Annotated in this window: 5 protein-coding genes, 2 rRNA genes and 1 pseudogene; all 8 read right to left on the reverse strand. The window is 33.8% G+C overall.

All coding sequences use genetic code 11. The features are described 5' to 3' along the window. The 8 genes and pseudogenes from DZ68_RS0101060 to DZ68_RS0101095 all read right to left on the reverse strand — a co-directional run bounded on the left by DZ68_RS0101060 (nucleotide 1) and on the right by DZ68_RS0101095 (nucleotide 10,291). Nucleotides 1-1,323 carry a hypothetical protein gene (locus DZ68_RS0101060; protein ID WP_024786853.1) on the reverse strand — a complete coding sequence of 441 codons (1,323 nt, stop codon included), beginning with the start codon at nucleotides 1,321-1,323 and terminating at the stop codon, nucleotides 1-3. After that, nucleotides 1,324-2,412, reverse strand: a complete 1,089-nt coding sequence (locus DZ68_RS0101065; RefSeq protein ID WP_201768529.1) for an ATP-binding protein — start codon at nucleotides 2,410-2,412, stop codon at nucleotides 1,324-1,326. Then, a pseudogene (locus tag DZ68_RS09830) lies at nucleotides 2,409-3,586 on the reverse strand (IS256 family transposase). The gene DZ68_RS0101065 and the pseudogene DZ68_RS09830 overlap by 4 nt, the downstream one beginning before the upstream one ends. Before the next feature lie 37 nt (nucleotides 3,587-3,623). Continuing rightward, nucleotides 3,624-4,670 carry a helicase HerA domain-containing protein gene (locus DZ68_RS0101075; RefSeq protein WP_024790514.1) on the reverse strand — a complete coding sequence of 349 codons (1,047 nt, stop codon included), beginning with the start codon at nucleotides 4,668-4,670 and terminating at the stop codon, nucleotides 3,624-3,626. A 3-nt stretch (nucleotides 4,671-4,673) separates the two neighbouring features. Further along, complete coding sequence (locus DZ68_RS0101080; protein WP_024786857.1) at nucleotides 4,674-5,630, reverse strand: site-specific DNA-methyltransferase; 957 nt, start codon at nucleotides 5,628-5,630, stop codon at nucleotides 4,674-4,676. Further along, on the reverse strand, nucleotides 5,627-6,823 hold the full coding sequence (locus DZ68_RS0101085; protein ID WP_024790515.1) for a M48 family metallopeptidase: 1,197 nt from the start codon (nucleotides 6,821-6,823) through the stop codon (nucleotides 5,627-5,629). The genes DZ68_RS0101080 and DZ68_RS0101085 overlap by 4 nt, the downstream gene beginning before the upstream one ends. Nucleotides 6,824-7,211: 388 nt before the next feature. Then, a 5S ribosomal RNA gene (rrf, locus tag DZ68_RS0101090) occupies nucleotides 7,212-7,327 on the reverse strand. A gap of 58 nt (nucleotides 7,328-7,385) precedes the next feature. Then, a 23S ribosomal RNA gene (locus tag DZ68_RS0101095) occupies nucleotides 7,386-10,291 on the reverse strand. Nucleotides 10,292-10,370 lie beyond the last annotated feature (79 nt).

A 10,370-nucleotide genomic window follows, 5' to 3' on the forward strand; every position in this document is an offset into this window, starting at 1 on the left:
TTAATTCAATATAGATTTAAAAAATCTTTTTAATGAAATTTCTCCAGGATATTTAGAAATTGATACCGCATTATTTATTAATGCAATAGGTAAAATTGAATTTTCATACATATTGCATTTTAAAGTTTGTATTATATTCAATATCTCATTTAAATTAACAAAATCTTCAACATTAGGATTTTTTATTTTATCATAGTTTTTAATTGGTATAGTACATACATTTATATTTTCATATTTAGAATTAAATATTACTTTGCCTCCATAGTAAGTTGTTCTTCCATACAAATTTTCATCATTATATAATCTTGGCAATATATTTTTATAAATATAATCATTACTAAGTAAAATATACTCTCCTTTTTTTAAAACATTTTCTTCACTTAAAATTTTTGCATGCTCAACAAAAGCTCCACTTTTTTCAATTCCTATAATATTTAACTCAATTCCTTTTAATAAAAAATATACTATCATCTCTCTCATAGGTTTATGTAAATTTGCAGTCTGTCCAAAAAATGCTAAAGGTCTATCAAGTATAAATAAAAATTCGGATAACTTAGATGGATTTCTTGTATATATTTCTTTAATAATAAATATCATTAATAATTGCTCAATAGCGGATAAAAGATAATTAACAATTCCTTCCGCCCCGGTATCTTCATCAATTAATTCATGAAGTCTTAAAATATCTGTAATATAAATTTCACCATTATTATTTGTTACAAAATTTACAAATTCTGACCTTTTTAATTTTATATTTTTAATATTAGGATTTATAGGATGAGTAGCTAAATTCCACTCATTTTCAGGAATATCACGAAACTCTCTAAAAATTAACCACTTTAAAGCTGATGCAAGATTAAAATTTTCTTTACTAAAAAAATTAAAAATTGTACTTCTAACAAAATGTGTAAAACTTTCATAATTATCATTCATTATATTCTTTACAGGTAAAATAAATTTTGATTTAGCAGCATCTTTTATGGTATTTATTTCTTTTGGTGAAATAAATTCTTTATCTTTTAAATTTTCAATTTTTTTTAAATCTAAAAATAAAGCCCCTATTTTTATAGCTACTAACTTTGAACTTGGAAATTTTTTTGCTGTTATGGAAGACAATCCACCATCTATTGCAATTACATATTTTATATTGCTATCTTTTTCATCTAAAGCATTAAATAAATTACTGAAATTATTTAAATCAAATTTTTGCTGAGGTATATAACAGTGTGATAAAAATTTTTTACTTTCTTCATCTATAAATTCACTATGTCCTGTTTTACCTGCAAATTCTATAGGTTTTTTTCCACTACTATTATAACCCATTTATAACCCATTTTGATTTTCTTTTTTAAATTTATCTATTTGCACAGGTATTACAAAAGGATTAGATAATAATTTCATTCTTACAAATCCTTTATCAGTATCAACACTAAATTTTTTTAAAGAATTTAAAAAATCTTCAAAATCATAAAATTTTTTTATTTCTTTTAACTCATCTTCATTATTTAAATGTGCTATAAACCAATTTTGCGTATTTTTTAATATATTTGAACTAATTGAACTAACTTCTTGTGTAGCATATATCATACCAAGATTTAATTTAGCACCCTCTTTTGCTATTCTATTATAAATTTGAGTTAAATCTTTATCTTCTTTTTTTGGAAACAAATTATGAGCTTCTTCAAAATAGAATTGAATAAAATTATTTGGTTTTAATTCTGTAAATCTTTTCATAGAATCATTAAAGATATATTCACAAATCCTTTCAGAATAGACTTTTTGAATTTCTTCATCTCCTTGCGATAAATCAATTATAACTATTTTTCCTTTTCTAAGATTTTTTAGAATCTCTAATTCAAAAGATTCTTTCAAAGTATTTGTATGATATTTTGCCATTGGTCTAATTTTTAAAAAACCACTAATTGAATTATTAGAACCAGGTTTATTAATCTTTGTCAGCATTCTTAAAATCGATTGAATATCTTCATCAAAATATTCTTTTCCTTCTTTTTTCTTATAGTTAGAAAAAAACTCCCATTTATTATAATTTTTCCAAGCTTCTTCAAACCAAATACAAGCTTCTTCATATGAAATTTCTTTATATGGATTTATTGGACTATTAGGTTTTACAAGTTCATTAATTTTTTCCTTTCCTGGAAACTTAATTTTATTTTTATAAGGTTTAAAACCTGCTTTATACAACATACATTTATATGCTGCTATTTTTCTATCATATCTTGTTTTTATACTATGATTTTCATCATAATCATCTGGTTTCGTTAAATCTATTGACAAAAAACTTCTAACATAATCACTATTATCACCACTTTCTTCAAGAAATTTTTTAATTAAAGAAAAACCCTCTTTTACATTTGAGACCGCTTCATTTTTTGTGTAAAGCATAAAAATCATTTTAAATAAGGTTTTAGTCTGTTTTCAAAAATTATACCAAATTGAGAGATAATTTCAGCCCAATTTGATATGGATTTTAGCCATTTTTTTGAAATATCCTTATATATTAAATATACCAGTCTTTTTAACGAATCATCATCATTAAATCCTCCTTTCGTTTTAGTTATTTTTCTAACTTGTCTGTTAAATCCTTCAACAGTATTGGTAGTGTAAATAATCCTTCTAATAGGTTCTGAATACTCAAAGTAAGTTGATAATTCTTCCCAGTTGTTTTTCCAAGAATTAACAGCTAATGGGTATTTTTCTCCCCATTTTTCTTCAAGTTCAAGTAATGCAATTTCAGCTGCATCTTTTGTTGGAGCTTTATATACTTTTTTTAAATCAGCCATAAACTCTTTTTGGTACTTAGAACCAACATATTTCATTGAATATCTAATTTGATGAATAATACACCTTTGTACTATAGTTTGAGGAAAAACAGAGTTTATTGCTTCACTAAACCCTTTTAATCCATCAACCGAAGCTATTAAAATATCTTTTACTCCTCTGTTTTTAAGCTCTGTTACAATGTTTAACCAAAATTTTGCACCTTCATTCTCTGTTATCCACATACCAAGTAAATCTTTTTTGCCTTCTAAATTTATTCCTATTACAAAATGTAATGCTTTGTTTTTATAAAAACCGTTATCATCTTTTATTTTAAACACCATAGCATCCATATATACTATTGGATATATGGGGTCTAATGTCCTATTTTGCCACTCTCTTATTTCAGGAGTTATTTTATCTATTATTCTTGAAATTAAGCTATCACTCATTTCTACATCATACATCTCTTTTACCTGTTTTTCTATATCTCTTAAACTCATCCCTCTCGCATACATTGCTATTATCTTATCATCTATCCCACTGATAGTCCTTTGGCCTTTTTTTACTACTTGAGGCTTGGAATATTTAACCTAATCTCTCCACTGTCACTACGAACTGTTTTTGAGTAATAACCATTCTTTGAAATATCATTATTCTCTACGAACTCTTCAATCTCTGCTTTTAGCATATTCTCTATCATATTCTTCATAAATTCTTTTGTTAATTTTGATATATCTTCTTGAGTTTTACATTGTTTGCTTAATTCTTTAAAATCTATATTATTTAATACCGCTTCTTTTCTCATAATATATCCTTTCATTTTATTTTTTTCTTATTCTAATTTATCTTACACAAATTTTGAAGCGGTATCTTACATTTTCAAAAAAGTTAATTTTTAATACTTTAAAATTTGGCTTATCAACAACACTATATCTTATAACATCTTCTTTATATACATCATAAATTGCTGTTCCTTCATCCTGTAAATTAGGATTTGCATATTCTCCATTTATGTCAAAAATTATTTGACCTACTTTATATTTTGGTTTACCTTCATTATTAAAAGATTTAGCATCATCTTTTGATAAATCTATAGGAGCATTAGGTAAATACTTATTTATAGCTTTTTCAGAAATTTCTTTTACTGCTTTTATAATCATTTTTACCGTATTCGACTTACCGGTTCTAGTCATACCAAATAAAGCAGTTCTTGTTCCAAGAAAATCCTTAGAAGAAATATAAGCAGGAACTTTTGATTCTTCTTGTTGAAACCTTTGTGTAGAAGAATATCTTACATTACCTATTTTAAATATTCCTGATTCACTCTCATTATAAATAAATTCTTTCATTCCTTGATTTACTATAAACTTTAAAATCTCACTATTAGCTTTATAAACTTTATAATTATTTGGAGAATAATAATTCTCAATATCAGCTCCAAATCTTACTTTTCCTTTTTTATCTTTATAAAAAACTCCTAATATGCGACATTCAATACCAGAAAAACTTAATTCATATCTTGTATATGGGTCTAATTTACTCTCTTTTTTTGAACCTTCTCTACCTGTTATATCTTTATCTTCTTTATAATATGCTATCATAGTAGTGATAATATCATTATCCATCGGCAATTTTGTTGGATTTATAACTCTTAATAATAAAGCCTCTTTATTTTCTTTTTCTGCTTCACCTTTATAAAAAGCTAAAAGAAAACACCCTTTTGGAATACCTTTTACATTACATTTCCAAAAATCACAAGTTAATAATTTAATAGTTTCATAGTCTATATAAAATGGATTTCCAACAAAAAATTCTTCTTTATTGCCCTCTTTTAAAATGTCAATTGAAACAATTTCATCTAATTTATCAAATAAACTACTTATACTCATTGTTTATTCCTTTATTATGTTTTCAAACCTTAGTTTAGATTGCTCAACATATTCCTTTTTTAACTCACAACTTATCCATCTTCTATTAAGCTTTTCTGCTACAAATCCTGTAGTATTACTGCCTGCAAATGGATCTAATATCAAATCTTCTTCATCAGTCAAAAATTCTACAAAAAAAGAAACTATACCTGGATGCATTCTGGCTGGATGAGGTGTAATGCCAAGTTCTCTACATTTTTTTAAAAAAGAATCATTAGACGATGTATTAGAAAAACTTAATACATTATAAGGCAATCTAACTTCTCTATTTTCATCCAATGGCTCTAATTCAAACAAATTATGAGAAATACTTCCCCCATTATTTTTAAGAAAACTTTTTTCGCTTATATTATGTTCTGATGGTCTTTTTCCTGAATTATAATTTTTTCTTTTTAATAAATTTTTCATACTTTTACTATAAGGTCTTAAAACTTTTCTATTATCTGCTTTTGGAAAATCGCTTTTTGCTATCCACCAAATTCTTGTATAACTATCAATAGTGCGAATTCTATTTACTGTTACCCATTGTGCTGGAGATGGTAATCTTGAAGGATTATATACTATAAATTCCTGAATAAGCCTTAAATTTGCTTTTTCATTTTTTACTAATCTTAATAAAGCTTCAAAAGGTAATAAAGAATGAACTGGTCTTTTCTCTTCCCACGAATTTCCAATTTCAATTACTAAAGAACCATCTTCCTTTAACAAATCTTCAAAAATAGGTGCAAGAGATTCAAACCAATTTAAATATTTTTCCCCTTTTAAATTTCCATACTTTTTTTTATTATTTAAAGGAAAAGGAGGAGAAGTAATAATTAATTGAAATTTATTTTTATAGTTTTGTTTTAAAAAATTATCATATAAAGAAAAAAAATCTTCACAAAACATTTTACCTTTTATAGTTTTATATGAAAAACTCATACTTTATCTTCCTTTTCAAGTTTCTCTAACCTCTCTAAAATCGGTGGATGTGAATAATAAATAAATGAATATAGTTTGCTTACATGAGGAAAATGTTTGTTTTCTGCTACGAGCTTTTTAAGAGCGCTTGCCAAGTCTTTTTTGCTGACCAATTCACTTCCCATTTCATCTGCACCAAATTCATTTTGTCTGCTTATTAAATTAACAAAAGGCTGCAATATAAACATAATCATATCCATAAATAACAATGCCAAAATAATTATATTTACCCCGTTTTTAGGTACATGAATCTCTTTAAACAGATTATCAGGTAAATTTCCAAAAACTGCAAAAATTATAAAAAGCATAACTCCGACAACCGCAATATTTTTTAATATATCTTTGTGTTTAAAATGCCCAAGTTCATGCCCGAGCACTGCCAAAATTTCATTTTTATTCAGTTTTTTTAAAAGCGTATCAAATAAAACAACTCTTTTACTTTTGCCAAGCCCTGCAAAATAGGCATTAAGTCTTGTATCTCTTTTGCTTGCATCCATTACAAAAATACCGTTGCTTTTAAACCCGACTTTTTCCATCATATTTTCAATATCGGTTTTAAGTTCTTCGTCTTGTAACGGCTCAAATTTATTAAAAATACTTGCAAATATAGGATATAAAACATTTATTAAAATCACTACCAAAAATGTAAAACCAAACCCTATAATCCACCAGTTTTTAAAATGTTCTATAAAATAAATCAACCCTGCAAAAAATGCCCCGCCTAAAATTAAAAACAGGACTATTTTTTTAACTTCATCCACAAAAAAAAGTTTCCATGGAGCCACGTTAAATCCAAATTTTTTATCAATATGTTTTTCCCATATATTTATAGGAAGTGTTAAAAGATAATTTACCACAAAAAAAACAAATAAAATTTCCAGTTCACTAAGCAATGTATTTTTGTAAAGTAAAAAATTTATAATAAACAATCCCCCACTCATCCAAAATACAACCAAAAACATACTTATTAATGCGTTAAAAATATTAAGAGTGTGTTTATAAATAGCATAAAATGCAGAATTTTTATACTCTTCTACATTCATAAATGAAACAATTTCAGGAAAAACTTTTTTAATATAAAAAACTTCTTTTATTTCTATAATAATTTTTACAAAAATATAAAGACCAAATAAACCTACCAATAAATTTACCAAAATTTGTCCTTTTTTAAAGAATTTTATCAAATTTAATTAATTATATAAAATCATTATAAACATAGGGACTGACTAAATGTAAATATTTTAAAATAACTTCAAAGATAAAAATATTACAGCTCAATGCTTCATTTTGCTAAAGCACCACTCAAATTTTGTTAAATTCCGCAACTCTGTTATATTTTAACTTTTTTGTTATTTAGTCAGTACCTAAACATAAAGGAAAATAAAACATAAATTAATTAATATAAATAAATTAAAATACTGTCCTGGAAAGTTGGAAATAAATGAGATAATGAATATTAGACTCTGCATATCAAAGGTGCCAGACCCAAAATGATAGTAAATAATAAAAAAGGATTAACGATAAAGAAGATAACATATTAAAGCTTAGCGGGGACCTACTTTCCCACACCCGCAGGGTGCAGTATCATCAGCGCTGGAGGGCTTAACTTCCTGGTTCGGAATGGGACAGGGTGTTTCCCCTCCGCTTTGCCCACTAAGCTTAAATATATTATCTTATAAATTAAAAATTAGCTGTTAAAAGTCTTGTCTCACGTCCGCTTAAAAGCCATTCGGGTTATTAGTACTGGTCAGCTCAACCCCTCGCAGGGCTTACACCCCCAGCCTATCAAGCAGGTAGTCTTCCTGCACCCTCATGGGAAGGCTCATCTTGGAGTGGGCTTCCCGCTTAGATGCTTTCAGCGGTTATCCCTTCCGAGCTTGGCTACCCAGCGCTGCCCTTGGCAGGACAACTGGTACACCAGTGGCTCGTCCAACCCGGTCCTCTCGTACTAGGGTTAGCTCTCCTCAACCTTCCTGCGCCCACGGCAGATAGGGACCGAACTGTCTCACGACGTTCTGAACCCAGCTCGCGTACCGCTTTAAATGGCGAACAGCCATACCCTTGGGACCTGCTCCAGCCCCAGGATGCGATGAGCCGACATCGAGGTGCCAAACCTCCCCGTCGATGTGAGCTCTCGGGGGAGATCAGCCTGTTATCCCCGGGGTACCTTTTATCCTTTGAGCGATGGCCCTTCCACTCAGAACCACCGGATCACTAAGACCGACTTTCGTCTCTGCTCGAGGTGTCTCTCTCGCAGTCAGGCTGGCTTGTGCCTTTACACTCTTCAGACGATTTCCAACCGCCTTGAGCCAACCTTTGTGAGCCTCCGTTACTCTTTAGGAGGCGACCGCCCCAGTCAAACTACCCGCCAGGCACTGTCCCCCAGAAGGATTACTCCTGCGGGTTAGTAGGCAGGATATCCAAGGGTGGTATCTCAAGATCGGCTCCACCAGAGCTGGCGCCCTGGCTTCTCAGCCTCCCACCTATCCTGCACATGGATATCCCACCTACAATGCCAAGCTGTAGTAAAGGTCCACGGGGTCTTTCCGTCTTGCCGCGGGTAGGAGGAATTTTCACCTCCACTACAATTTCACTGGATCCCTCTCTGAGACAGCCCCTCATTCGTTACGCCATTCATGCAGGTCGGTATTTAACCGACAAGGAATTTCGCTACCTTAGGACCGTTATAGTTACGGCCGCCGTTTACCGGGGCTTCAGTTCACCGCTTCGCCTTATGGCTAACGGATCCCCTTAACCTTCCGGCACCGGGCAGGCGTCACACCCTATACCTCCTCTTACGAGTTAGCAGAGTGCTGTGTTTTTGGTAAACAGTCGACAAGAGCGCTGTGCTGCGACCCCTTTCGGCTCCACTCGCAAGGAGCTTCACCTACTCGGGGCACACCTTATCCCGAAGTTACGGTGTCAGTTTGCCGAGTTCCTTAGAGAGGGTTCTTCCACGCGCCTTAGAATACTCATCCCGCCCACCTGTGTCGGTTTACGGTACGGGCTACTAACAACTCAATCGCCTTAGAGGCTTTTCTCGGCTCAGGGCATCTCCGATTCCCCCTCCGCTCCGAAGAGCTTTGGAGGCCTGTCGGGTCTCGGGCTATTGAAGAGCGGATTTGCCTACTCTTCACCCTACACCCTTCGAACCACTATTCCATCAGTGACCTCGGTTAACCCCAAGCGTCCCCCCTTCGGCTCATTGTTAGTAGGTAACGGAATATTAACCGTTTCCCCATCGACTACGCCTTTCGGCCTCATCTTAGGCCCCGACTAACCCTACACTGACGAACATCGTGTAGGAAACCTTGGGCTTTCGGCGAATGGGATTCTCACCCATTTTATCGCTACTCATGCCTGCATGCTCACTTGATGACGCTCCACCGCTCCTTACCGGTACGGCTTCTACGCTCTCATCAACGCTCTCCTACCACTCTTACAAAGTAAGAATCTACGACTTCGGTGTAAACTTTTAGCCCCGTTATATTTTCGGCGCCTCCCCGCTCGACCAGTGAGCTGTTACGCTTTCTTTAAAGGATGGCTGCTTCTAAGCCAACCTCCTGGTTGTTTAAGCAGGAAAACCTCCTTTTCCACTTAAGTTTAACTTTGGGACCTTAGTCGGTAGTCTGGGTTGTTCCCCTCTCGACATAGGATTTTATCACCCTACGCCTCACTGCTAAGATTACACCATAGGTATTCGGAGTTTGACAGGGTTTGGTACAGCTGTGGGCCGCCCTAGCCCTATCAGTGCTCTACCCCCTATGGCTACCTCTTAACGCTGCACCTAAATGCATTTCGGAGAGAACCAGCTATCACTGAGTTTGATTGGCCTTTCACCCCTATCCACAGGTCATCCGAAGGCTTTTCAACGCCTACCGGTTCGGTCCTCCACGGGCTCTTACACCCGCTTCAACCTGCCCATGGATAGATCACTCAGCTTCGGGTCTGCAGCTACTGACTATATCGCCCTATTAAGACTCGCTTTCGCTTCGGCTCCCCCTCTCGGGTTAACCTCGCCAGTAACCACAACTCGCAGGCTCATTATGCAAAAGGCAGTCCGTCACCCTTGTCCGAAGACAATAGGGCTCCGAATGATTGTAGGCAAACGGTTTCAGGTTCTATTTCACTCCCCTCACTGGGGTTCTTTTCACCTTTCCCTCACGGTACTTGTGCACTATCGGTCTGACAGGAGTATTTAGCCTTGGAAGGTGGTCCTCCCATCTTCACTCAGGATAACACGTGTCCCGAGCTACTCACAAGGTCTTAGCTTAGTCCCACCGGTATCTTTTTGGGTACCGGGCTTTCACCCTCTGTGGCTTACCTTTCCAGGTAACTCCCCTAAAATACCGGCTACACTAAGACGGGCTAATCCCATTTCGCTCGCCGCTACTTTGGGAATCTCGTTTGATTTCCTCTCCTCCGGGTACTGAGATGTTTCACTTCCCCGGGTTCGCCCCCACTTACGTGGGTGACCAGTCTCTCAACTGGCCGGGTTGCCCCATTCGGATATCCAGGGATCAACGCTCCTTGACAGCTCCCCCTGGCTTTTCGCAGCCTGGCACGTCCTTCTTCGCCTCTGCCAACCTAGGCATCCACCGCTCGCCCTTAGTAGCTTTCTCGCGGCGTGGACAAGACTTTTAACAACTAATTTTCAATTATCTCTCGTACTAAAATGTACAATGGAAAATGTCTCTCATT

Source organism: Lebetimonas sp. JS085, assembly GCF_000523295.1.
GTDB lineage: Bacteria > Campylobacterota > Campylobacteria > Campylobacterales > Nautiliaceae > Lebetimonas.

What these genes read in the sequence shown, in the direction of transcription:
- DZ68_RS0101060 (WP_024786853.1), bottom strand. Translation starts at nt 1,323, where the DNA reads ATGGGTTATAATAGTAGTGGAAAAAAACCTATAGAATTTGCAGGTAAA.
- DZ68_RS0101065 (WP_201768529.1), bottom strand. Translation starts at nt 2,412, where the DNA reads ATGATTTTTATGCTTTACACAAAAAATGAAGCGGTCTCAAATGTAAAA.
- DZ68_RS0101080 (WP_024786857.1), bottom strand. Translation starts at nt 5,630, where the DNA reads ATGAGTTTTTCATATAAAACTATAAAAGGTAAAATGTTTTGTGAAGAT.
- DZ68_RS0101075 (WP_024790514.1), bottom strand. Translation starts at nt 4,670, where the DNA reads ATGAGTATAAGTAGTTTATTTGATAAATTAGATGAAATTGTTTCAATT.